We start from the raw sequence: 22,149 nt of genomic DNA on the forward strand, positions 1-22,149 counted from the left end.
GCCCGTCGCTCAGAGGTTGGCGATCAGCAGCGCGGGCCGTTCCACGCAGTCCGCGACGTGCCGCAGGAAGCCGCCGGCCACCCCGCCGTCGCAGACCCGGTGGTCGAAGGTGAGGCTGAGCTGCGTCACCTTCCGCACCGCGAGCTGGCCGTCGACCACCCACGGCTTGTCCACGATCCGCCCCACGCCGAGCAGCGCCGCCTCCGGGTGGTTGATGATCGGGGTGGAGCCGTCCACCCCGAACACGCCGTAGTTGTTCAGCGTGAACGTGCCGCCGGTGAGCCGGGCCGGCGGCAGCGTGCCGGCCCGCGCCGCCGCCGTGGTCTCGGCCAGCGCGGCGGCCAGGTCGGCGGTGGTGAGCCGCTGCGCGTCGCGCAGCACCGGCACCACGAGGCCCCGGTCGGTCTGGGCGGCGATGCCCAGGTGCACCCCGGCGGACTGCACGATCCGCTGCCCCTCGGTGTCCACCCGGGCGTTGAGCTGCGGGAACCTCCGCAGCCCGGACAGGCAGGTCCGGGCCAGCAGGGCCAGGATGCTCACCGGCGCGTCCGGGGTGGCCGCGTTGATCGCCGCGCGGGTCTCCAGCAGGGCGGTCGCGTCGACGTCCACCCAGATGGTCACCTCGGGGATCTCCCGCCGGCTGCGGGACAGCTTGTCGGCGATGGCCCTGCGGATGCCGGTCAGCGGGATGACGACGTCGCCGTCGCCGAGCCCGACGTGCGGGTCCGGGACGTCCGGAACGGCGGCGAGCCGGGTCGGCGAGACCGGACCGACGGCCTCCACGTCGGCCCGGCGGATCACCCCGCCCGGCCCGGTGCCGCGCACGGTGGCCAGGTCCACGCCGCGCTCCTTCGCCAACCGCCGCACGATCGGCGAGATGACCAGCACGGCGCCCGCGTCGGCGGCCGCCGGCACGGCGGTCCCGTTGCCCGGCGCACCGGCCGGCGCGTCCGCCGCCGCGGCGAGGCGGGGCCGGCGGCGCCGGCCCGAGCCGCCGTGGCCGGTGCCGTACCCGATGAGGACGTTGCCGGAGCCGGCGCGCTCCTCCTCGCGATAGGTGGCGTGGCCGGGGGGCTCGGGAGCCCCGCCGGGCGTCGGCGCCGCCGCCTCCAGCGGCGCGACGGTGATCAGCGGCTGGCCGACCGGTCGGACCTCACCCGCCGCGCCGTGCAGGGCCACGACCCGCCCGGCGTACGGGCAGGGCACGTCGACGACGGCCTTGGCGGTCTCCACCTCGACGACGGTCTGGTCCACCGTCACCGTGTCGCCGACGGCGACCCGCCACTCGACGATTTCCGCCTCGGTCAGCCCCTCCCCCAGGTCGGGCAGGAGGAAGACCTTCTCGCTCATGCCGCACCCGCCTCGGTCAACCAGCGCGCGTCGGGCTGGTCGTCCCACTGGAGGCGGGCCACCGCGTCGAGCACCCGGTCCACCCCGGGCAGGTGGGTGTGCTCCAGCATGGGCGCCGGGTACGGGATGTCCAGGCCGGACACCCGCAGCACCGGGGCGTGCAGCGCGTGGAAGCAGCGCTCCTGCACCCGGGCGGCGATCTCCGCGCCGACGCCGGCGAAGCCCTGCGCCTCCTGGATGACCACGCACCGCCCGGTCTTCCGCACCGAGGCGGTGACGGTGGCGTCGTCGAACGGCACGATCGTGCGGACGTCCACGACCTCCAGGTCCCAGCCCTCCTCGCGGGCGGCCTCGGCGGCCTCGAGGGCGACCGGCACCGCCGGCCCGTACGCGACCAGGGTGGCGTCGGTGCCGGGGCGGCGGACCACGGCGCGCCCGAACGGCTCGGTGCGGGCCGGCAGGTCGGCCTCGGCGCTGGCGAAGTAGAGCTTCTTCGGCTCCATGAACACCACCGGGTCCGGGTCGGCGATCGCCTCGCGCAGCAGGGAGTACGCGTCCTCGACGGTGGCCGGGGTGACCACCTTCAGGCCGGGTGTGTGCGCGTAGTACGCCTCGGAGGAGTCGCAGTGGTGCTCCACCCCGCCGATGCCGCCCGCGTACGGGACGCGGATGACGATCGGCACGCTGAGCGCGCCCCGGGTGCGGTTGCGCAGCTTCGCCACGTGCGAGGCGATCTGCTCGAACGCCGGGTACGCGAACGCGTCGAACTGCATCTCCACCACCGGGCGCAGGCCGGACATGGCCAGGCCGACGGCGAAGCCGACGATGCCGGCCTCGGCGAGCGGGGTGTCGAAGCAGCGCTTGTCGCCGAAGCGGGCCTGGAGCCCGTCGGTGATCCGGAAGACGCCGCCGAGCTGGCCGACGTCCTCGCCGAAGACGACCACCCGCTCGTCGTCGAGCATCGCGTCGGCGAGGGCCGCGTTGAGCGCCTTCGCCATGGTCATGGTGGCCATCAGGCGTCCCCCTCCTCGGCGGTCGCGGCCAGTTCGGCGCGGACCTGCTCCCGCTGCTCGACGAGCTGCGGCGTCGGCTGGGCGTAGACGTGGTCGAAGAGGCTCAGCGGGTCGACCGTGGGCTTGTCGTGCATCCGGTCCCGCAGGTCGGCGGCGTACGCCTCGGCCTCCTCGGCGACCGCGGCGACCGCCGCGTCGTCGAGCGCGCCCCGGGCCCGCAGGTACGTCTCCAGCCGGGCGACCGGGTCCCGGTCCCGCCACGCCTCCACCTCGTCGGCGTCCCGGTAGCGGGTGGCGTCGTCGGCGTTGGTGTGCGGCTCCATCCGGTAGGTGTGCGCCTCGACCAGGAACGGACCGTGGCCGGCGCGGGCGTGCGCCACGGCGCGGGTGAGCACCGCGAGGACGGCGACCGGGTCGTTGCCGTCGACCTGCTCGCTGGGCACGCCGTAGCCGACGCCCTTGTACGCGAGGCTCGGCGCGGCGGTCTGCCGGGACAGCGGGACGCTGATCGCGTACCGGTTGTTCTGGACGAAGTAGACGACCGGCGCCTTGAACACGGCGGCGAAGTTGACGCCCTCGTGGAAGTCGCCCTCGCTGGTGGCGCCGTCACCGATGAAGGCCAGCGCCACGGTGTCCCGCCCCTGGTACGCCTCCCCGTAGGCGAGGCCGGCGGCGTGCACGCACTGGGTGGCGAGCGGCGTGCACTGCGGCGCGGTACGCCGGGCGGCCGGGTCGTACCCGCAGTGCCAGTCGCCGCGCAGCAGGGTCAGCACCTCGACCGGGTCGATGCTCCGGGACACCAGGGCCATCGACTCCCGGTAGGTGGGGAAGACCCAGTCGTCGTCGCGCAGGGCGAGGATCGCGCCGACCTGGCACGCCTCCTGGCCGCGGGAGGAGGGGTAGACGGCGAGCCGGCCCTGCTTGGTGAGCGCGGTGGCCTGCACGTCGAAGCGGCGGCCGATCACCATCCGCCGGTGCAGCTCGACGAGCGCCTCGACGGGCGGCTCCGGGTAGTCGGGGTGGGCCGGCAGCGGGGTGCCGGCGGGGTCGAGCAGGCGTACCGGCTCGCCCGCCGGCAGCAGCGCACGGGCCGGATCCGGCGTGGTGGCCGGTCGGGACCGGCGCCGGGACTCCCTGCGGACCGCCTGGGGTGTGGTCGTCACGGCGGGAACCTCCTGGACATCTGGTGCGCCTATGCTCCTGCTGTCGGATGATTGACTCAAGATGCGCGGTGAACGCGGGACGAATGACAGGAAGGTGGTGCGCTCATGAGCCAGGAGTCCGATCCGGAGCTGGACTCGACGCCCGGAACGGGACGATCGGCCCGCGTCCTCGACGAGGTGGACCGGCGCATCCTGGCCGAACTGGTCCGGGACGGGCGCACCTCGGTGCGTACGCTCGCCGAGCGCATCCACATCTCCCGCACGAACGCGTACGCCCGGGTGGAGCGCCTGCTGCGCGACGGCGTGATCACCGGCTTCCGGGCGCAGGTCACGCCGGAGGCCGCCGGGCTCGGCACCTCCGCGTACGTCGCGATCACGATCGAGCAGAACACCTGGCGCGAGGTGTCCGCGGAACTGGCGCGGGTGCGCTACATCGAGCACGCCGCGCTGCTGGGCGGTGACCACGACGTGCTCGCCCTGGTCCGCGCGCCGGACAACGCCACCCTGCGGGACGTGGTGTTGAGCCGGGTGCAGAGCATCCCGGGGGTTCTCTCCACGCGCACGTGGCTGGTCTTCCACGAGTTCGACGGCGAGACCAGCCCCTGGGAGTGACCGGGCCGCGCCAACGCTGCAAAGAACCGCGGGGCGGGCGTCATCACCTTCCCGGCGACCTCGCTACGCAAGATCACCTTCGAGATCACCAGCTCGACCGGCACGCCGAGAGTCGCCGAATACGAAACCTACGCCGGGTAGCGGGTAAGGCCCCGACGCGTCCGGCATCGATGCCGGAACCCGCGCACTACGGACCACCGGGATACGAAGGGCGGGACCGTCGCCGCCGACGGCCCCGCCCTCCGGCCCCGGAGCGTTCTCGTCAGCGACGCGGTGGAGGCTCACGCACCCGCGTCTCGGATCGGCTGGTAGGTGAGGAGGGCGAGGCTGTCACCGACCGTTCGGGAGCCGACCAGCCGCAGCGGTTTCCGGTCGCCGATCCCGTCGAAGAGACGGTCGCCGGCACCGAGCACGAAGGGATAGATCATCAACCGCAGTTCGTCGACGAGGTCGTGCGCCAGCAGCGTGCGCACGAGCCGCCCGCTGGCGTAGACGACGATCTCCCCGTCCACCCGGCGCTTCAGCTTCCGGACCTCGCTGACAACGTCGTCCCGCAAGACCGTCGAGTTGTTCCAGCCGGGATCCGCGAGAGTCGACGACACGACGTACTTGGGCATGCCGTTCAACCTGTCCGCCCACTCACCGGTCCGCGACGGCCACCGCGCGGCGAACCACTCGTGACTGCGCCGACCCAGCAGCAGCGCCTCGGCGCCCAGCGCCTCCGCGAACCCGACCTTGGCCCACTCCTCGCGGTCACTGTCCCCGACCTGGCCGAACCAGCCACCGAACCGGAAACCCTCCTCACCGGTCAGATCCTGGCCGACCCCGTCGAGCGAGACGTTCTCGCTGACGACGATCTTCCCCATCTCGATTCTCCTCCGCTGGTGTCTGTCAGCTACCACTGAGGTGGACACCCGCGACGTCGAGAAAGTGGCGGGCCCCGACCGCCCCGTTCGCCCCTTGGCCGGTGTCCGTACCCGGAGCGCGACCGAGCGCGGGAGGAGGTGACCTGAGGGTGGGAACGGACGCGATCGCAAGGGCTCGGGCCGGGGACAGCGACGCCTTCCGGGAGCTGACCGAGCCCTACCGCCGGGAGTTGCGGGTGCACTGCTACCGGATGCTCGGATCGGTCCAGGACGCCGAGGACGCGCTGCAGGAGACGCTGCTGGCTGCCTGGCAGGGCCTCGGCGGGTTCGAGGGACGCGCCTCGCTGCGCACCTGGCTCTACCGGATCGCCACCAACAGATGTCTCAACGCACGCCGGTCGGCCAGCCGACGCCCGGCCAAGCAGTGGGACGTGCCCGACGTCGACCTGCTCGAGCCGACCCGGCTCGGCGAGGTCGTCTGGCTCGAACCATGCCCCGACGCTCTGCTCACCGGTGCCCTCGACACGCCGTCCGGCCCGGAGGCTCGCTACGAGCGGACCGAAGCCGTCTCCCTGGCGTTCGTGACCGCTCTGCAGACCCTGCCGCCCCGCCAGGTCGCCGTGCTCATCCTGCGCGACGTCCTCGGATTCCGCGCCCACGAGGTGGCCGACATGCTCGGCTCCAGCGTCGAGTCGGTCAAGAGCGCCCTCAAACGGGCGCGCGCCGGCCTGCCTCGACGGCTCACGACCGAAGGCCGCGAACCGCCGCCCGCCGCCGGATCACCCGCCGAGGATGCGACCGTGGCGAGGTTCGTCCGGGCGTGGGAGTCCGCCGATCTCGACGCGCTGGTGGCCCTGCTGACGGACGACGTCTTCATGTCGATGCCGCCCATGCCCTTCGAGTACGAGGGTCGGGACGTCGTGGCCAGCTTCTGCGCCCGCATCTTCCGCGCCGGTCGGAGGTTCGACCTGGTGCCGACCAGAGCCAACGGTCAGCCGGCGTTCGGCGCCTACCTGCGCGGCCCCAGCGGCGTCAGCAACGGGACCGGCCTCTACGTCCTCACCTTGAGCGGCGACCGGATCCGCGCGATGACCCGCTTCGAGAACAGTGTCCTCCCGTCGTTCGGGCTACCGCGATCGCTTCGGAACCGGCCGGGCTGAGCCGGCCGCCATACAGTGGCCGGTGTGCCGTTGCTCGCCACCCCCGCGCTGCCGCCCGGCTCGATGTCGGCGCTGCCGCAGCCTGAGATCCACACCGCCGAGCTGCTGATGAGACCCTGGCGGGCGTCGGATCGTCCGGCGGTGGTGGCCGCCTACGCCGACCCGGCCATCCGACGTTGGCACTGCCGGTCGATGACCGACGACGAGGCCGGCGACTGGATAGCCGCCTGGCCGGGCCGGTGGCGCGGTGAGACCGGCGCCGGGTGGGCCGTGCTCGACGCGGGGCGCGTCGTCGGGCAGATCAGCCTGCGCCGGGTGGACCTCGCCGAGGGCTGGGCCGAGGTGTCGTACTGGGTGCTGCCGGCCGCGCGAGGTCGCCGCATCGCCCCGCGCGCGTTGTCCGCGGTGACCGCCTGGGCCTTCGCCACCCTCCGGCTGCACCGCGTCGAGCTGTCCCACTCGACCGCGAACCTGGCGTCCTGCCGGGTCGCGCGGCACGCCGGGTTCGCAGCCGAGGGTACGAGACGCGGGCAGGGCCGCCACGCCGACGGCTGGCACGACATGCACCTCCACTCCCGCCTCGACAGCGACCGGTGAGCGCCGCAGAGCCGACGAGCAGCGGACAGGTCGGTGGAGCGGCTCAGCGTTCCGGTGGGGCCTCCAGGCCCTCGCGGTCGGCGAGTTCCAGCAGGGGTTCCAGGGAGTACGCCCGGTCGTCGAGGCCGGCGTGCGGGTCACCGCGTTCGGCGAAGCGGGCCGGCATCGTCGTGACGTCGAAGTCCTCCGGCCGGACGTCGTCCAGCTCGGCCCAGTCCAGCGGCGCGGACACCAGCGCCGCCGGCGTCGGACGGATCGAGTACGCCGACGTCATCGTGTGGTCCCGGGCCATCTGGTTGTAGTCGACGAACACCGGCCGGTCCCGCTGGTCCCGCCACCAGGTGGTGGTCACCAGGTCGGGGCGGCGGCGCCGCATCTCCCGGCCGAGCGCGAGGACGGCCCGCCGGCACTCGCCGAAGCTCCACCGGGGCTCGATGGTGAGGTAGACGTGCAGGCCCCGACCGCCGGTGGTCTTCGGGTAGCCGACCAGCCCCAGCTCGTCGAGGAACGCGCGGACCTCGTGCGCCACCGGCACCACCTGGTCGAAGCCGACCCCCGGCAGCGGGTCCAGGTCGATGCGCAGCTGGTCCGGCCGCTCGACGTCGCCCCTGGACACCGGCCACGGGTGGAAACGCAGCGTGCCGAGATTGGCCGCCCAGATCACCACGGCCAGCTCGCTCGGCGCGACCTCGTCGGCCGTACGACCGCTGGGGAACGTGATGTGCGCGGTCCGCACCCAGTCGGGCGCACCGGCCGGCAGCCGCTTCTGGTAGAAGGCGTCACCCCGGTTGTCCTGCCGGGTGGCGATCTTCGCGCCCTCGAAGACGCCGCGCGGCCAACGCTCCAGCATGGTCGGCCGGTCCCGCAGGGCCCGCAGGATCCCGTCGCCGACGGCCAGGAAGTATCGCACCACGTCGAGCTTGGTCAGCCCGCGCTCCGGAAAGTACGGCTTGTCCGGGCTGGAGACCCGCACGACGCGCTCCCCGACCCGGATCTCCTCCGCCGCCGTCGTCGCCACGCCCACACCGTAACCGCCCGTGGGCCGACTGGCGGGGACACGCCGCCGGCCGGACGGCTCCGGTGAGCGGTCCGGCCGGCGGTACGGCGACGATCAGCGCCCTTCCTGCTGCATGCGCGCCATCAGCATCTGCTTGCCCTGCTCACCCGCCTTGCGGTTGTTCTCCTGGATCTTCTTGAACCAGGTGGCGAGTTCGCTGTCTCCGCGCGCCTCGGCGTCGGAAATGTACGTCTCCATCCGGTAGATGTTCTCCAGGGACATCTGTACCGCGTGGATGAGGTCGTAGTTCTTGTCCTTGAGGGCGCTCTTCTGCTCCATGGTCATGGTCGCCACGGCGTACCTCCCCTGTCCGTGTCGTGGTCGAGCCAGCGCTTACCCCTCTTCGGCCCGTTCACGCCCGCGGGCGCCGGCGCCTCGCGGTTACCCGGCGACGCGCCGGGGTAGGGGGTGGCGCATGGCGGAACTGGCGGCGCTGTGGATCGTCCGGCACGGCGAGAGCACGGCGAACGTGGCGGCCGGGGCGGCCGAGGCGGCCGGCGCCGAGCTGATCGACCTCACCCACCGCGACCCGGACGTGCCGCTCAGCCGCACCGGGGAGGAGCAGGCCCGGGCCACCGGCCGGTGGCTCGCCGGGCTGCCCGAGGCGCGCCGCCCCGACGTGGCGGTGGTGTCGCCGTACCTGCGGGCGCGGCGCACCGCCGAGTTGGCCCTCGACGGCACCGGTGTCTCCTGCACCCGTGACGAGCGGCTGCGCGACCGGGAGCTGGGCATCCTCGACGGCCTGACCGGGCACGGGGTACGCCGCCGGTACCCCGAGGAGGCGGCGCGGCGGGACCGGCTGGGCAAGTTCTACTACCGCCCGCCCGGCGGCGAGTCGTGGACGGACGTGGCGCTGCGGCTGCGCGCCCTGCTCGGTGACCTCCGCCGTGACCACGAGGGCCGGCGGGTGCTGCTGTTCGGCCACGACGCCCTGGTCTTCCTCATGCGTTACCTGGTGGAGGGGCTCACCGAGGAGGAGCTGATGGCGTTGACCCGTGAGCACGTCATCGCGAACTGCTCGGTGACCGGCTGGTCGGCCGACGAGGACGGGCGGCTCCGCCCCGACGTGTTCAACGACGTCCGCCACCTGCGCCGCGAAGGTGCCCGGCCGACCAGGGAGGACGAGGTCCATGCCGAGCCGGTCTGACACCCCGGTCATCACGCCGGCGCTGCTGCGGGACTGGGCGCTGCCCATGCCGTCCGGGGGCAAGGAGTCGCGGGGCACGGTGCTGGTGGTCGGCGGCTCCCGGTTCACGCCCGGCGCGGTCCTGCTCGCCGGGGTGGCCGCCCTGCGGGCGGGTGCCGGGGTGCTTCAGCTCGCCGCCGCCGAGTCGACCGCCGCCGCGCTGAGCATCCAGGTGCCGGAGGCACTGGTGGTGGGGCTGCCGGAGACCGCGGACGGCGCGGTGGCCGGTGCCGGCGGCGACCGGCTCGGCGAGCTGGTGGCCGAGGCGGACGTGGTGGCGGTCGGCCCGGGACTCAAGGACATCGACGAGACCGGACTCCTGCTGCGTACGGTGCTCGACGCGGCGAGCCGGGAGACGGCGCTGGTGCTCGACGCGTACGCCCTGGGGGCCCTCAGCCACGCCCCGGACCTGCTGGTCGGCGCGGGCCGTCCGGTGGTGCTGACCCCCAACCTCACCGAGGCCCGGCACCTGCTCGGCCGCGAGCCGGGCGACGACCTGGACGCGGCGGCGGCGGAGCTGGCCGGCCGGTACGACGCCGTGGTGTCGCTGTACGGCCACATCGCCACTCCGGACGGGCGCGGTTGGCGGGAGGAGAGCGGCGACGCGGGGCTGGGCACCTCGGGCAGCGGCGACGTGCGGGCGGGTCTGCTGGCCGGCCTGCTGTCCCGGGGCGCGGAGCCGGCGCAGGCCGCGTGCTGGGGCGCGTTCGCGCACGCCGTCAGCGGCCAGCGCCTGGTGCCGCAGTACGGCCGGATCGGCTTCCTGGCCCGCGAGCTGCTCGACGAGATCCCGCACACCCTCGCCACGGTCTGACACCATTTGTCTCCCGCGAGAAAGTGTGTGTAACGCCACATGACTTTCCGGCGCTGTGTTCATCGGTGGCCGGCGACCTGCCCGCCACCCACCGGTCGCTCCCCACCAGGGAGTGCACCGGCACCGCAACAGCCCCCTGGGAGTCTGTGTGAAGAACCTCCGTCGCAAGACACTGGCCGCCGCGTCGGCCGTGTCCCTCGGTGTCGGTCTCGCCGTCACCGGTGGCATGGCTCCGGCCGCGTCGGCCGCCGGGCCGGACACCACGTACCTGGTGCTGGCCCCGCAGGGCGCCAAGACCGACAAGGCAGCGGCCCGCGTGGCCGCCGCCAAGGGCACGGTGGTGGCCGAGTACGACCAGATCGGCGTGCTCGTCGTCCGCTCCACCAACCCCGGGTTCGCCGCCGACGTGGCGGGCAGCGGGGTCGACTCGGTCGCCGCGACGACCGGCCTCGGTGCCGCCATCGACGAGGGCGTGGCCATCGAGGCCGACACCGCGGCCGTCGCCGCTGCCGCCGGGGACCCCACCGGCGAGCCGCTCTACGGCCTGCAGTGGGACATGCCGATGATCGACGTGCCCGAGGCGCACGCCGTCACCACCGGCAGCGCGAACGTCGTGGTGGGCGTGCTGGACAGCGGCATCTCCAGCAGCCACCCCGACCTGGCCAGCCAGATCGCCAAGGACAAGAGCGCGTCCTGCCTCGGCGGCGTCGTCGACACGTCCGAGACGGCCTGGAACCCGACCACCTCCGACCACGGCACCCACGTGGCCGGCACGATCGCCGCGGCGATCAACGGCGTCGGCGTCACCGGCGTCGCACCGGGCGTCAAGGTGGCCGCGGTCAAGGTCGTCAACGACGGCGGCTGGATCTTCCCGGAGGCTGCGGTCTGCGGGTTCATGTGGGCCGCCGAGCACGGCATGCAGGTGACCAACAACAGCTACTACATCGACCCGTGGGAGCTGAACTGCCGGAACGACGAGCGGCAGCGTCCGGTGTGGAAGGCGGTGCAGCGGGCCATCCGCTACTCGCAGTCCCAGGGCGTGCTGCACGTCGCGTCGGCGGGCAACTCCAACTGGGACCTGGCGCACAAGAACACCGACGACGGCAGCCCGAACGACGGCAGCGGCCCGGTCGAGGACCGCAAGGACCTCAACAGCGCCTGCCTCGTCCTGCCGGGTGAGGCGCCGGGCGTGGTCACCGTCTCGGCGACCGGCCCGACCGGGGAGAAGAGCTTCTACTCGTCGTACGGCACCGGGGTCGTCGACGTGACGGCGCCGGGCGGCGACACCCGGTTCCGCACCCAGGGTGCCCTCCCGACCACCACCGACGGCATCCTGTCCACCACCTGGTCGCAGACCAGCGGCAACGGCTGGGGTTACAAGCAGGGCACCTCGATGTCCTCGCCGCACGCGGCGGGTGTCGCGGCGCTCGCCGCCTCGGCGCACCCGGGCATCAAGCCGGGGGCTCTGGCGGCCCTGTTGGAGAACAGCGCCGTGGCGCAGTCCTGCCCGGATGGCGTCTACAACCCGGCGCCGCTCCACCCGGCCGGCCCGCACGCCTACGACGCGACCTGCTCCGGCGGGGCGCGCAACGGCTTCTACGGCGCCGGCATGGTCAACGCTTACCAGGCCGTGAAGTAGCGACCAGCACCACGGTGGGCCCGGCGGTGATCCGCCGGGCCCACCCGTTTCTCCTGCTCACTGTGGGGTACGGAGGGAGTCCTCAGCCCACGTCGAGGAGGTCAGCCGGTGTCGACCGATGCCATCGTCCTGTTGAAAGAGGACCACAAGGAGATGCGTCGCCTGTTCAAGGAGTTCCAGGCGAACGAGGACGCTCCGGCGAGCCAGCGCGAGAAGCTCGTGAAGCAGATCCTCGAAGCGCTCACCGTGCACACGTACCTGGAGAACGAGGTCATGTACCCGGAGGTCCGCAAGCGCCTGCCGGAGCTGGAGGACCACATCCTGGAGTCGTACGAGGAGCACCACGTGGCCGACGTGCTCTGCTTCGAACTCTTCACGATGAAGCCGGACGACGAGCACTACAACGCCAAGACGACGGTGCTGATCGAGAACGTGCTGCACCACGTCGAGGAGGAGGAGCAGGAGTGGTTCCCCAAGGTGCGCGAGAAGATGGGCCGTAACCAACTGCAGGATCTCGGCCAGCGGATGATCGACATGCGTCCGACGGCACCCCGCTCGCCGGCCGCGCCGAAGGCGCTGAAGAAGTCGCTGGACGCGGTGCGCGCCTGACCCCGCCACGCCGTCCGGGGCCCGGCCGTCGGTCGGGCCCCGACGCGTGTCACCAGGCGGTCGCCGGCACCCCGTCCGGCTCCGGCAGGACCCGCCGTAGCTGCCCCGGGGGCGCGCTGCGCCGCCGCCACTCGCGCGGGTAGCCCAGCGACACCTCCTCGAACCGTACGCCGTCGTACCAGGTCGTGCGGGGAATGTGCAGGTGGCCGTAGACCATGACGGCGGCGCCGAAGCGGACGTGCCAGTCGGCGGTGGCCTCGGTGCCGCACCACTGGGCGAAGATCGGGTAGCGCAGGATCCGCGTCGGCTCCCGGACCAGGGGCCAGTGGTTGACCAGCACGGTCGGCAGCGCCGGATCCCGCTCGGCCAGCCGCCGGGCGGTCTGCGCCACCCGGGCCGCGCACCACGCCGAGCGGCTCTCGTACGGGTCGGGGTGCAGCAGGTACTCGTCGGTGCAGACCACCCCCGTCCGGTACGCCTCGGCCAGCGCCGCCTCCGGCGTGTCGAAGCCCTCCGGCCGCCAGCTGTGGTCGTACAGCAGGAACAGGGGCGCCACGGTCACCGGACCGCCACGCCCCGCCCACACCGGGTACGGATCCTCCGGGGTGAGGACGCCGAGGCCGCGGCACAGCTCGACCAGGTGGGCGTAGCGCGCCACGCCGCGCAGCGTCACCGGATCGCTGGGCGGAGTCCACAGTTCGTGGTTGCCCGGGGACCAGACCACCTTCGCGAACCGACCGGCCAGCAGCCGCAGCGCCCACTCGATCTGCTCGACGGTGTCGCCGACGTCCCCGGCGACGAGCAGCCAGTCGTCCGGCGAGTCGGGACGCAGCCCCTCGACGATCGCGCGGTTGTCCGCGTGCCGCACGTGCAGGTCGCTGATGGCCAGCAGGCTCCCGCCACCACCCGCCCCCGCCATGCCGTCGATCCTAGGCGGCCCGTCACCGGCCCCGCGACCCCCGACGGCCGGCCTCGGGGGCGCTGTGCCCGGCCCCGGCGCGGCCGACCCCCGACGGCCGGGTGACCGCGACCGCCCGGTCGACCCCCGGCGGACGGTCCGGCCCGCCCGCACCCGGTAGGATCCCCCTCGGGCCGTGACTGGCGCATTGGAGATGGAGAACCATCGGGGAGCGGCCCCGTCACGAGGACGCATGCCGAGCGCCTGGGCCTTCCGCACGTCACCAGGAGGTCGCATGTCGCTGAACGCCGAGTCCACCGCTTTCCGCAGCGCGCTCGAAGTGATCGGCGGCGTCGAGCCGCGCGTGGCCGACGCCATCCGCGCCGAGCTGGCCGACCAGCGCGAGTCGCTCAAGCTCATCGCCAGCGAGAACTACGCCTCCCCGGCCACCCTGCTGGCCATGGGCAACTGGTTCAGCGACAAGTACGCCGAGGGCACGGTCGGCCGCCGCTTCTACGCCGGCTGCCAGAATGTGGACACCGTGGAGGCGCTCGCCGCCGAGCACGCCCGGGAGCTGTTCGGCGCGTCCCACGCGTACGTGCAGCCGCACTCCGGCATCGACGCCAACCTGGTCGCCTTCTGGGCGATCCTGGCCGACCGGGTCGAGTCGCCGGCGCTCAAGCGCGCCCAGGCCCGGCACGTCAACGACCTCACCGAGGCCGACTGGTTCGCGCTGCGCCGCGAGCTGGGCAACCAGCGGATGCTCGGCATGTCGCTGGACGCCGGTGGCCACCTCACCCACGGCTTCCGGCCGAACATCTCCGGCAAGATGTTCGACCAGCGCAGCTACGGCACCGACCCGGACACCGGCCTGGTCGACTACGACAAGGTCGCCGAGGCGGCCCGCGAGTTCAAGCCGCTGATCCTGGTCGCCGGCTACTCGGCGTACCCCCGGAAGGTCAACTTCCGGATCATGCGGGAGATCGCCGACTCGGTCGGCGCCACCTTCATGGTCGACATGGCGCACTTCGCCGGCCTCGTCGCCGGCAAGGTCTTCACCGGCGACTTCGACCCGGTGCCGCACGCGCACATCGTCACCACCACCACGCACAAGTCGCTGCGCGGCCCGCGCGGCGGCCTGGTGCTCTGCCAGCCGGAGCTGGCCGAGCAGGTCGACCGGGGCTGCCCGATGGTGCTCGGCGGCCCGCTGCCGCACGTGATGGCCGCCAAGGCGGTCGCCCTGGCCGAGGCCCGCCGCCCCGACTTCGCCGACTACGCGCAGCGGATCGTCGCCAACGCGCAGGCCCTCGCCGACGGGCTGCTGCGCCGCGGCGCCAAGCTGGTCACCGGCGGCACCGACAATCACCTGGTGCTCATCGACGTCACCTCGTACGGCCTCACCGGCCGGCAGGCCGAGCAGGCGCTGCTCGACTCCGGCATCGTCACCAACCGCAACTCCGTCCCGCAGGACCCGAACGGCGCCTGGTACACCTCCGGCATCCGGATCGGCACGCCGGCCCTGACCACCCGGGGCCTCGGCACCGCGGAGATGGACGCCACCGCCGAGCTGATCCACGCCGTGCTCGGCCAGACCACCCCGGGCGCCAACGCCGACGGCACCCCCTCGAAGGCGAAGTACGTCCTCGACCCGGCGATCGCCGACAAGGTCAGCAAGCAGGCCACGGAGCTGCTGGCGGGCTTCCCGCTGTACCCGGGCGTCGACCTGGCCTGATCCGTCCCGTCGTGACGGCCGGGCGGCACTCGCCCGGCCGTCAACGTTTCGGGGGGTACATCACAAGGTGTTGCCCACGGGGTCACCGTCCGACTAGAACCTCAGCAACGATCGCCCGGACCTCCCGGCGACGGTGGCGAGGTGATGGACGTGGCTCTGGTCTCCTACGACGACGCCGAGGCGGCGGCCTTCGCCGCCACCCGGGAGCTGCCCCCGGCCAGCCTCGACCGCTGGCGCCACGCCGTGCAGCAGCACCTGCGGCCCCGGGACACCACGACCCTGCTCGACCTGGGCTGCGGCACCGGTGCCTGGGCGCACGCCTTCACCGGGTGGTTCGGCATCCGGGTGGTGGGCGTGGAGCCCGCGACGGCGATGCGCGCGTACGCGGACCACCGGCCGCTGCTCGCCGGGGACGCCGGGGCGTTGCCACTGCGCGACTCCAGCGTGGACGCCGCCTGGCTGTCGACGATGCTGCACCACGTTCCGGACCTCGACGCGGCGGCCCACGAGCTGCGCCGGGTGCTGCGCCCCGGCGCGCCGGTGCTGATCCGCTCCCCCTTCCCCGGGCGCCACCAGCGGATCGGTCTCTTCCACTGGTTCCCGGAGGCCATCGAGGTGCTGGAGACGTACCCCGATCTGGCCCGCGTCCGCGCCGTGTTCGCCGCGGCCGGCTTCCCGGTCAGCAGCGTCGAGGCGGTCGCCCAGACCACCGCCGCGTCCCTCGCGGACTTCGCGCACCGACTGGACCGGCGGGCGCACACGCCGCTGCGGTTGATCAGCGACGACGCGTACGAGGCCGGCGTGGCCCGGCTGCGTGCCGCCGCGCCGCACACCCCCGGGCCGGTCGTCGACCACCTGGACCTGCTCGTGCTGCGTTAGGCCTGGGTCGAGGTCCGACGCCGCTCAGACCGGGCCGGCCTCGCCGCGTTCGCGCAGGTAGTCGTGCAGCGCCGCGGTCGCCCGCAACCGCCGCAGGCTCCGGCGGTGCAGATCCTGCTCGCGGCGTGCCAACTCGGCGCGCACCCGGACGGCGCTGCCGGTGGTGCGCAGCTCGTCCAGCACGGCGGAGATGATGTCGAACGGGTACGCCCCGCGCCGCAGCAGCGCGACCACCTGCGCGGCGCGCAGCTCGGCCGCGTCGTACACCCGGTAGCCGGTGGCCCGGTCGCGCACCGGCCGGAGCAGGCCGCGCTCCTCCCACAACCGCAGCTGGGAGGTGCGGACGCCGACCCGCCGCGCCACCCCGCCGATCCGCGCGCCGTCCCGCGGCGCCGCGACCGCCGGCGCGGACACCACGGTCTCGAACGCGCCGAGCACCCGCCGGATCTCGGCCCGCTCCCGGTCCAGCTCGGCGTGGCCGCCGTCGAGCGCCGCCAGCGCCGCCGGCAGGTCACCCCGGTGGACCGCGGTCATGACCTCCCGCGTACGCGCCCAGCCGTGCCCCTCGGCCATCCGCCGCGCCACGGCGAGGGCCCGCACGTGCGCCTCGGTGAAGATCCGGTACCCGGACGGGGTGCGCTCGACCGGCGGCAGCACCCCGTCGGCGACGTAGTTGCGGACCTGCTGGGTGGAGATGCCGGCCGTCGCGGCGACGTCCACGGCCCGGAGCCGGCGCGCTGTCCTCACAAGCTCACCCTACTGCTTACGCGTTGTTTGAGACTTTCCGGTGTCCTTCGCCTTCAGCGCGCTGGCCTGTGCACGCGAAGTCTCTACGAGGGCTTCAATGAGACGATTGAAGGCGGCCAGGCCAGAAGACGCACACCCGGCGGGGCTTCGCCCTGCCCACGATTCACGTGAAGGGTTCGCATGCAGCAGCCAGACCGGTCCGCCGCCGACAGCCACGACATGATCGAGGTACGCGGAGCGCGGGAGAACAACCTCGCCTCCGTCTCGGTCGACATCCCCAAGCGCCGGCTGACCGTCTTCACCGGGGTCTCCGGCTCCGGCAAGTCCTCGCTGGTCTTCGGCACCATCGCCGCGGAGTCACAGCGGCTGATCAACGAGACCTACAGCGCGTTCCTCCAGACCTTCATGCCGAGCCTGTCCCGGCCGGACGTGGACTCCCTGCGCAACCTCACCCCGGCCATCGTCGTCGACCAGGAGCGGATGGGCGTCAACTCCCGCTCGACGGTCGGCACCGCCACCGACGCGTACGCGATGCTGCGCATCGTCTTCAGCCGGCTCGGCCAGCCGTACGTCGGCGGGGCGGGCGCGTTCAGCTTCAACCTCGCCGAGGGCATGTGCCCGGCCTGCGAAGGGCTGGGCCGGGTCTCCGACCTCGACGTCACCGAACTCGTCGACGTGGAGAAGTCGCTCAACGGCGGCGCGATCACCGTCCCCAACTTCGGCGTCGACACCTGGTACTGGCAGATCGTCGCCAACTCCGGGCTGTTCGATCCGGACGCCAAACTCCAGGACTACACGCCGCAGCAGTGGCAGGACCTCCTCCACAAGCCGGCCACGAAGATCAAGGTCGGCAGCAACAACTGGACGTACGAGGGGCTGGTCGTCAAGGTCCGGCGGCTCTACCTCGCCAAGGACCGCGAGTCGATGCAGCCGCAGATCCGGGCGTTCGTCGACCGGGCGGTCACGTTCACGACCTGCGCCGACTGCGGCGGCACCCGGCTGAACGCCGCCGCCCTCTCCTCCCGGATCGCCGGGCGCAACATCGCCGAGTGCGCCGCCATGCAGATCAGCGACCTGGCCGAGTTCGTGCGGGGCATCGACGACCCGGCGGTCGCCCCGCTCGTCGCCAATCTGCGCGACCTGCTCGACTCCCTCGTCGAGATCGGTCTGGGCTACCTCAGCCTGGACCGCGAGTCGGCCACCCTCTCCGGCGGCGAGGCGCAGCGGGTGAAGATGGTGCGGCACCTCGGCTCACCGCTCTCCGACGTCACGTACGTCTTCGACGAGCCCACCGTCGGCCTGCACCCGCACGACATCGCCCGCATGAACGACCTGCTGCGGCGGCTGCGCGACAAGGGCAACACGGTGCTGGTGGTCGAGCACAAGCCGGAGACCATCGTGATCGCCGACCACGTCGTCGACCTCGGGCCCGGCGCCGGTACGGCCGGCGGCCACGTCTGCTACACCGGCGACGTCGGCGGCCTGCGCCGCTCCGACACGCTCACCGGCCGGCACCTCGACCACCGGGTCCGGCTGCGCGACCAGGTCCGGACGCCCACCGGGCACCTGGCGATCCGCAACGCCGACCTGCACAACCTACGCGACGTGAGCGTGGACGTCCCGCTCGGCGTGCTGACCGTGGTCACCGGGGTGGCCGGCTCCGGCAAGAGCTCGCTCATCCACGGCTCCCTGCGCCGCCGCAACGGGGTGGTCATCGTCGACCAGTCCCCCATCCGGGGCTCGCGGCGCAGCAATCCCGCCACGTACACCGGCCTGCTCGACCCGGTACGCACCGCCTTCGCGAAGGCGAACGGCGTGAAGGCCGCGCTGTTCAGCGCCAACTCCGAGGGCGCCTGCCCGACCTGCAAGGGCATCGGCCTCGTCTACACGGACCTGGCCATGATGGCCGGGGTCGCCTCGGTCTGCGAGCGGTGCGAGGGCCGCCGGTTCACCGACGAGGTGCTCACCTACCGGCTGCGTGGGAAGAACATCAGCGAGGTGCTGGCGATGCCGGTCAGCGAGGCGCGGGACTTCTTCCCGAGCGGTCCGGCCCGGGTCATCCTCGACCGGCTCGCCGACGTCGGGCTGAGCTACATCACGCTGGGCCAGCCGCTCACCACCCTCTCCGGCGGCGAGCGGCAGCGACTCAAGCTGGCCATCTACATGGCCGAGAAGACCAGCACGTACGTCCTCGACGAACCGACCACCGGCCTGCACCTGGCCGACGTGGACCAGCTGCTCGCCCTGCTCGACCGTCTCGTCGACGCCGGCAACACGGTCGTCGTCATCGAGCACCACCAGGCGGTGATGGCGCACGCCGACTGGCTGATCGACCTCGGGCCGGGCGCGGGCCACGACGGCGGGCGGATCGTCTTCACCGGCACACCCGCCGAACTGGTCGCCCACGGGGACACGCTCACCGCCCGCCACCTGCGCGAGTACGTCGCCCGCTGACCGCGGTGGCCGGACGCGCCCCGCGGCCGGCCACCCACCACGGCATGATGGCCGGGTGCGTGAACGCGACGATTGGACAGGGCTGCCGGGCGTCGTCGTCCTCCCCAGCGGAGCCGCCGTACGCGGGCGCCGCCTCGCCGACCCGGCCCCGCCGGCCGACTTCGCGCTGCTGCTGGCGCCGGGGCCGGTGCCGGCCTGGCCGCACCGGCGGATCCGCTGGCCGGACTTCTGGGTGCCGGTCGACCGCGCCGACGCGCTGGACGCCCTCCGGGAGGCGCTGGCCCGCGCCCACGGCGGCGAGCGGGTCGAGGTGGCGTGCCGGGGCGGCACCGGCCGTACCGGCACCGCCCTGGCGGCGCTGGCGATCCTCGACGGGCTGCCGCACCGGGAGGCGGTGCCCTGGGTACGCGCCCACTACCGGCCCCGGGCCGTGGAGACACCCTGGCAGCGTCGCTGGCTCCACCGGCTCCGGTGACCACAGGCCCCTGCGGGGTGACGCCTACGGCACAGACGCCGCTGGCCGGCACCCGGGTTCGGGTGCCGGCCAGCGGCTTGGTTCCCCCTATGAGGAAAGTCAGTTCCAGTGCTCGGCGACGAGGTCGGCGGCCTGGGTCTCCCACTGGGCGTAGTGGAACGGGTAGGCCGACACCTGCACCGTCTGGGCGGCCTTGGTCAGCGGCATGTCCTGCCAACCGTCGACCTGCTTGAGACCCTTCAGGAACGCCAGCGTGGAGTATTCGGGGTCGGTGATCTGCTCGACCGTGCCCCACCCGCTGGACGGGCGCTGCTGGAACAGGCCCTGCGAGTCGTGGTCGTTGCGCTCACCCAGGTGACCCAGGTTGACCAGCTTCGACTCCTGCAACGCGGTGGCGATGGCCACCACGGCGGCCCGCTCGTCCATGCCGGCCTTCTTCGTCGCCGCGATGATCGCCTTCACATTCGCGACCTGCTCGTCGTCCAGGTCGATGCGGGACTGCTTGCCCTGCACACCGTGCGGAATCAGCTTGCCGGTGTCGGGCTTGTCGGCCAGCACCGTGGCGGCGACCGGCTTGGACTCCACCGACGGGGCGGCGGTGGCGGGGCCGGCGACCATGCCACCGGCGAAGGCCAGACCAGCGATACCGAGAACGCTCTTACGCAGCAGCTTCGAGTTCATGATCAAGCTCCATTCGGGGGAAGACGCCACCCACCCGCAAAGGGGGGAAAGGGGTGTGGTGACGCAAGCACCGTCCGGCGCTCACAGACATTCAGGGGATGACCACCAGGCCCAAGGGGGGCGGGCAGGTGGTGATCGAAAGACCGGCGAACCGGGGCCGGGGCCCTCGTGGTGCCGGATCCAGATGTAACGACCACCGGCCCGCCATCATTCCGGCCGGGCCCGAGGACCCATGCCCCACCCGCTCGGGTGGGCGGCCCTACTCGATCGTCCAGGTGATGTAACGACCCCGCCCCCGCCACCATTCCACCCCCACGATGCCGCCCATCACACCCCCAAACCAGACACCCGGGCGTGACACGGCACAGACCAACCGGACACACCACCCAGCACGCGCACGCGACGCATCGAGATCACGGAGGAATTCGGCCCCTCCAGGGGCCAAACCCTTCCAAGATCTCGCCACGGAACAGGGCTGAGTCGGCATCCCACCGGCGGAACAGGGCCAGGTCAGGGGTGTGGCCCGCCGTGACCGGCGCAGGGATCAGGCCTGACAGTGAGGAGCCGGGCACGGCGGGCCACACCCCCTACCGCAACCAACGACGAGTCGCCTATCCGACGTCCTGCCCCTGCGACCACGAGCTGCGGTACAGCGTGCCGCGGCCGTGCGGGTCGGGTACGCCGTCGGCGGGCGGGACGGACGAGGGGAACTCGTCCTCGGGCCCGTTCGGCAGCACACCACCGGCCGTACGCGACCGGCGCACCCGCGTGACGACGAACCAGACGAGCCCCACCGCACAGGCGACGATGACGATCTTCTGAAGGGCGCCGGCGTACCCCTCGACGAGATGCCAGTTGTCCCCGAGCAGGTAGCCGGCCATGACGAACGTGGTGTTCCAGATCAGGCTGCCCAGCGTGGTGTAGACGGCGAAGGTCAGGATCGGCATCCGTTCCACGCCCGCCGGGATGGAGATCATGCTGCGGAAGATCGGGATCATCCGCCCGAAGAACACCGCCTTGACGCCGTGCCGGAGGAACCACTCCTCGGTGCGGTCCACGTCACTCAGCTTCACCAGCGGCAGCCGGGCGGCGATGGCCCGCATCCGCTCCCGCCCGAGCGCGGCCCCGATGTAGTACAGGGCCAGCGCGCCGAGCAGCGAGCCGAGCGTCGTCCAGAAGATCGCGCTGACCAGGCTCATCCGGCCCTGCCCGGCGACGAACCCGGCGAGCGGCAGGATCACCTCGCTGGGGATCGGCGGGAAGAGGTTCTCCAGGGCCACGGCCAGACCCGCGCCGGGCCCTCCGAGCCGTTCCACCAGGCCGGTGACGTACCCGACGAGGCCGTCCTGGGGTGGTGCGGCCTCCCCGGTGGCGGTGCCGGCGGCGAGTAGGGCGTGCGCGGTTCCAGACATGAGCTACACGCTACGAACCCATCCTGAGAGCCGGCCGAGCGGGCGGCCCCACTTTGGCGCGATCCGATTATGCTGCGGAGCCCCGGGAGAGGAGCCGCCCGAATGCGTACGCCCCTGCGTATCGCCGTCGCGCAACCGGCGGGTGAGCCGTACGACGTCGCGGTCAACGCGGCTCGGCACGCCGACGCGGTCCGCGCGGCGGACGCCCGGGTCGTGGTCTTCCCGGAGTTGTCCCTGACCGGCTACCACCTGGACGCGCCCGTCCTCGACCCCACCCACCCGGTGCTGGCGCCACTGGTCGAGGCGTGTGCCGCGACGGGGGCGCTGGCCCTGGCCGGCGCGCCGGTCGCCGGTGACCACATCGCGACGCTGGCCGTGGACGGCGGCGGGGCGCGGGTGGCGTACCGGAAGATGTGGCTGGGTGGGACGGAGCCGCGACGCTTCTCCCCCGGCCCGGCACCGGCGGTGCTCGACGTGGACGGCTGGCGGCTGGGCCTGGCGATCTGCAGGGACACCGGGGTCGCGGAGCACGCCCGGCGCACCGCCGCCGCGGGGATCGAGGTGTACGTGGCGTCCGTCCTCGAGGCCGCCCGGGACGCGGCGGTGACCGACGGGCGGGCCCACCGGATCGCCACGGCGCACCGGGTCCACGTGGCCGTGGCCAGCTTCGCCGGCTCGTCCGGCGAGGGCTACCCGGAGGCGGCCGGCCGATCGGCGATCTGGTCCCCGGACGGCACCGTGCTGGCGCGGGCCGGCGCGGCGACCGGCGACATCGCCCGGACGGTCCTGGGATGAGCCGGCGGTC

At 73.0% G+C, this 22,149-nt stretch carries 22 protein-coding genes and 1 riboswitch; of the genes, 12 read left to right on the plus strand and 10 right to left on the minus strand.

Features of this window, described 5'->3' with window-relative positions; genetic code table 11:
- Positions 1-9: 9 nt before the first annotated feature.
- Genes ACN26Y_RS24210 through pdhA form a run of 3 tightly spaced genes read right to left on the minus strand, consistent with a single transcriptional unit; the run spans position 10 to position 3,559 of the window.
- A complete protein-coding gene (locus ACN26Y_RS24210) occupies positions 10-1,350 on the minus strand; it encodes a dihydrolipoamide acetyltransferase family protein (protein WP_155332489.1) in 1,341 nt (446 codons plus the stop codon).
- Entirely contained in the window at positions 1,347-2,363 is a 1,017-nt protein-coding gene (locus ACN26Y_RS24215) for an alpha-ketoacid dehydrogenase subunit beta (RefSeq protein WP_155332490.1), read from the minus strand. Before ACN26Y_RS24215 ends, ACN26Y_RS24210 begins: the two co-directional genes overlap by 4 nt.
- A complete protein-coding gene (gene pdhA / locus ACN26Y_RS24220) occupies positions 2,363-3,559 on the minus strand; it encodes a pyruvate dehydrogenase (acetyl-transferring) E1 component subunit alpha (protein WP_196255940.1) in 1,197 nt (398 codons plus the stop codon). Before pdhA ends, ACN26Y_RS24215 begins: the two co-directional genes overlap by 1 nt.
- A 72-nt stretch (positions 3,560-3,631) precedes the next feature.
- Between pdhA and ACN26Y_RS24225 the strand changes: the two genes are divergently transcribed.
- Complete coding sequence (locus tag ACN26Y_RS24225) at positions 3,632-4,138, plus strand: Lrp/AsnC family transcriptional regulator (RefSeq protein WP_155332492.1); 507 nt, start codon at positions 3,632-3,634, stop codon at positions 4,136-4,138.
- 281 nt (positions 4,139-4,419) lie between these two features.
- Here the strand turns inward: ACN26Y_RS24225 and ACN26Y_RS24230 are convergent, their stop codons facing one another.
- Entirely contained in the window at positions 4,420-5,004 is a 585-nt protein-coding gene (locus tag ACN26Y_RS24230) for a dihydrofolate reductase family protein (RefSeq protein ID WP_155332493.1), read from the minus strand.
- 149 nt (positions 5,005-5,153) lie between these two features.
- Between ACN26Y_RS24230 and ACN26Y_RS24235 the strand changes: the two genes are divergently transcribed.
- Together ACN26Y_RS24235 and ACN26Y_RS24240 are read left to right on the plus strand one after the other, a co-directional pair.
- The gene (locus ACN26Y_RS24235) at positions 5,154-6,164 is read left to right on the plus strand and encodes a sigma-70 family RNA polymerase sigma factor (protein ID WP_155332494.1); all 1,011 of its coding nucleotides are present in this window, start codon (positions 5,154-5,156) and stop codon (positions 6,162-6,164) included.
- Between the two features lie 24 nt (positions 6,165-6,188).
- A complete protein-coding gene (locus ACN26Y_RS24240; RefSeq protein ID WP_230688745.1) occupies positions 6,189-6,761 on the plus strand; it encodes a GNAT family N-acetyltransferase in 573 nt (190 codons plus the stop codon).
- Between the two features lie 43 nt (positions 6,762-6,804).
- Here the strand turns inward: ACN26Y_RS24240 and ACN26Y_RS24245 are convergent, their stop codons facing one another.
- Positions 6,805-7,785 carry a DNA polymerase domain-containing protein gene (locus ACN26Y_RS24245; protein WP_155332495.1) on the minus strand — a complete coding sequence of 327 codons (981 nt, stop codon included), beginning with the start codon at positions 7,783-7,785 and terminating at the stop codon, positions 6,805-6,807.
- Positions 7,786-7,872: 87 nt separating this feature from the next.
- Positions 7,873-8,103, minus strand: a complete 231-nt coding sequence (locus ACN26Y_RS24250; protein WP_155334271.1) for a hypothetical protein — start codon at positions 8,101-8,103, stop codon at positions 7,873-7,875.
- Between the two features lie 130 nt (positions 8,104-8,233).
- Here ACN26Y_RS24250 and ACN26Y_RS24255 point away from each other — a divergent pair, with 130 nt between their 5' ends.
- The 4 genes from ACN26Y_RS24255 to ACN26Y_RS24270 all read left to right on the plus strand — a co-directional run bounded on the left by ACN26Y_RS24255 (position 8,234) and on the right by ACN26Y_RS24270 (position 12,066).
- Positions 8,234-8,965: a histidine phosphatase family protein gene (locus ACN26Y_RS24255; RefSeq protein ID WP_155332496.1), complete on the plus strand. Its 732-nt coding sequence runs from the start codon at positions 8,234-8,236 to the stop codon at positions 8,963-8,965.
- Positions 8,949-9,818 carry an NAD(P)H-hydrate dehydratase gene (locus ACN26Y_RS24260; RefSeq protein ID WP_155332497.1) on the plus strand — a complete coding sequence of 290 codons (870 nt, stop codon included), beginning with the start codon at positions 8,949-8,951 and terminating at the stop codon, positions 9,816-9,818. Before ACN26Y_RS24255 ends, ACN26Y_RS24260 begins: the two co-directional genes overlap by 17 nt.
- 148 nt (positions 9,819-9,966) lie before the next feature.
- Entirely contained in the window at positions 9,967-11,457 is a 1,491-nt protein-coding gene (locus tag ACN26Y_RS24265; protein WP_155332498.1) for a S8 family peptidase, read from the plus strand.
- Between the two features lie 108 nt (positions 11,458-11,565).
- Complete coding sequence (locus tag ACN26Y_RS24270) at positions 11,566-12,066, plus strand: hemerythrin domain-containing protein (protein WP_155332499.1); 501 nt, start codon at positions 11,566-11,568, stop codon at positions 12,064-12,066.
- 49 nt (positions 12,067-12,115) lie between these two features.
- Here the strand turns inward: ACN26Y_RS24270 and ACN26Y_RS24275 are convergent, their stop codons facing one another.
- Positions 12,116-12,985 carry a metallophosphoesterase family protein gene (locus ACN26Y_RS24275; protein WP_155332500.1) on the minus strand — a complete coding sequence of 290 codons (870 nt, stop codon included), beginning with the start codon at positions 12,983-12,985 and terminating at the stop codon, positions 12,116-12,118.
- A gap of 165 nt (positions 12,986-13,150) precedes the next feature.
- Positions 13,151-13,241, plus strand: a riboswitch (ZMP/ZTP riboswitch).
- An 18-nt stretch (positions 13,242-13,259) separates the two neighbouring features.
- On the opposite strand from ACN26Y_RS24275, the gene ACN26Y_RS24280 reads away from it, so the two are divergent.
- Positions 13,260-14,696, plus strand: a complete 1,437-nt coding sequence (locus ACN26Y_RS24280) for a glycine hydroxymethyltransferase (RefSeq protein WP_155332501.1) — start codon at positions 13,260-13,262, stop codon at positions 14,694-14,696.
- 150 nt (positions 14,697-14,846) lie between these two features.
- Complete coding sequence (locus ACN26Y_RS24285; protein WP_155332502.1) at positions 14,847-15,575, plus strand: class I SAM-dependent methyltransferase; 729 nt, start codon at positions 14,847-14,849, stop codon at positions 15,573-15,575.
- 24 nt (positions 15,576-15,599) lie between these two features.
- Here the strand turns inward: ACN26Y_RS24285 and ACN26Y_RS24290 are convergent, their stop codons facing one another.
- Positions 15,600-16,322 (minus strand): MerR family transcriptional regulator, encoded by a 723-nt coding sequence (locus tag ACN26Y_RS24290; RefSeq protein ID WP_422733577.1) that lies wholly within the window; start codon positions 16,320-16,322, stop codon positions 15,600-15,602.
- A 180-nt stretch (positions 16,323-16,502) separates the two neighbouring features.
- Here ACN26Y_RS24290 and ACN26Y_RS24295 point away from each other — a divergent pair, with 180 nt between their 5' ends.
- Together ACN26Y_RS24295 and ACN26Y_RS24300 are read left to right on the plus strand one after the other, a co-directional pair.
- Entirely contained in the window at positions 16,503-18,776 is a 2,274-nt protein-coding gene (locus ACN26Y_RS24295) for an ATP-binding cassette domain-containing protein (RefSeq protein ID WP_155332504.1), read from the plus strand.
- 55 nt (positions 18,777-18,831) lie between these two features.
- The gene (locus ACN26Y_RS24300; protein WP_196255680.1) at positions 18,832-19,251 is read left to right on the plus strand and encodes a protein-tyrosine phosphatase family protein; all 420 of its coding nucleotides are present in this window, start codon (positions 18,832-18,834) and stop codon (positions 19,249-19,251) included.
- A gap of 99 nt (positions 19,252-19,350) precedes the next feature.
- Here ACN26Y_RS24300 and ACN26Y_RS24305 read toward each other — a convergent pair whose 3' ends face one another.
- Positions 19,351-19,932 carry a hypothetical protein gene (locus tag ACN26Y_RS24305; protein WP_422733578.1) on the minus strand — a complete coding sequence of 194 codons (582 nt, stop codon included), beginning with the start codon at positions 19,930-19,932 and terminating at the stop codon, positions 19,351-19,353.
- 611 nt (positions 19,933-20,543) lie between these two features.
- On the minus strand, positions 20,544-21,344 hold the full coding sequence (locus ACN26Y_RS24310; protein WP_155332506.1) for a DedA family protein: 801 nt from the start codon (positions 21,342-21,344) through the stop codon (positions 20,544-20,546).
- Positions 21,345-21,446: 102 nt separating this feature from the next.
- On the opposite strand from ACN26Y_RS24310, the gene ACN26Y_RS24315 reads away from it, so the two are divergent.
- On the plus strand, positions 21,447-22,139 hold the full coding sequence (locus ACN26Y_RS24315) for a carbon-nitrogen hydrolase family protein (protein WP_422733579.1): 693 nt from the start codon (positions 21,447-21,449) through the stop codon (positions 22,137-22,139).
- Positions 22,140-22,149: the final 10 nt, after the last annotated feature.

It is taken from the genome of Micromonospora sp. WMMD558 (genome assembly GCF_049315255.1).
In the GTDB taxonomy this organism is placed as follows: domain Bacteria; phylum Actinomycetota; class Actinomycetes; order Mycobacteriales; family Micromonosporaceae; genus Micromonospora.

What these genes read in the sequence shown, in the direction of transcription:
- ACN26Y_RS24210 (WP_155332489.1), bottom strand. Translation starts at nt 1,350, where the DNA reads ATGAGCGAGAAGGTCTTCCTCCTGCCCGACCTGGGGGAGGGGCTGACC.
- ACN26Y_RS24215 (WP_155332490.1), bottom strand. Translation starts at nt 2,363, where the DNA reads ATGGCCACCATGACCATGGCGAAGGCGCTCAACGCGGCCCTCGCCGAC.
- ACN26Y_RS24225 (WP_155332492.1), top strand. Translation starts at nt 3,632, where the DNA reads ATGAGCCAGGAGTCCGATCCGGAGCTGGACTCGACGCCCGGAACGGGA.
- ACN26Y_RS24230 (WP_155332493.1), bottom strand. Translation starts at nt 5,004, where the DNA reads ATGGGGAAGATCGTCGTCAGCGAGAACGTCTCGCTCGACGGGGTCGGC.
- ACN26Y_RS24250 (WP_155334271.1), bottom strand. Translation starts at nt 8,103, where the DNA reads ATGACCATGGAGCAGAAGAGCGCCCTCAAGGACAAGAACTACGACCTC.
- ACN26Y_RS24255 (WP_155332496.1), top strand. Translation starts at nt 8,234, where the DNA reads ATGGCGGAACTGGCGGCGCTGTGGATCGTCCGGCACGGCGAGAGCACG.
- ACN26Y_RS24260 (WP_155332497.1), top strand. Translation starts at nt 8,949, where the DNA reads ATGCCGAGCCGGTCTGACACCCCGGTCATCACGCCGGCGCTGCTGCGG.
- ACN26Y_RS24275 (WP_155332500.1), bottom strand. Translation starts at nt 12,985, where the DNA reads ATGGCGGGGGCGGGTGGTGGCGGGAGCCTGCTGGCCATCAGCGACCTG.
- ACN26Y_RS24280 (WP_155332501.1), top strand. Translation starts at nt 13,260, where the DNA reads ATGTCGCTGAACGCCGAGTCCACCGCTTTCCGCAGCGCGCTCGAAGTG.
- ACN26Y_RS24295 (WP_155332504.1), top strand. Translation starts at nt 16,503, where the DNA reads ATGCAGCAGCCAGACCGGTCCGCCGCCGACAGCCACGACATGATCGAG.
- ACN26Y_RS24305 (WP_422733578.1), bottom strand. Translation starts at nt 19,932, where the DNA reads ATGAACTCGAAGCTGCTGCGTAAGAGCGTTCTCGGTATCGCTGGTCTG.
- ACN26Y_RS24310 (WP_155332506.1), bottom strand. Translation starts at nt 21,344, where the DNA reads ATGTCTGGAACCGCGCACGCCCTACTCGCCGCCGGCACCGCCACCGGG.
- ACN26Y_RS24315 (WP_422733579.1), top strand. Translation starts at nt 21,447, where the DNA reads ATGCGTACGCCCCTGCGTATCGCCGTCGCGCAACCGGCGGGTGAGCCG.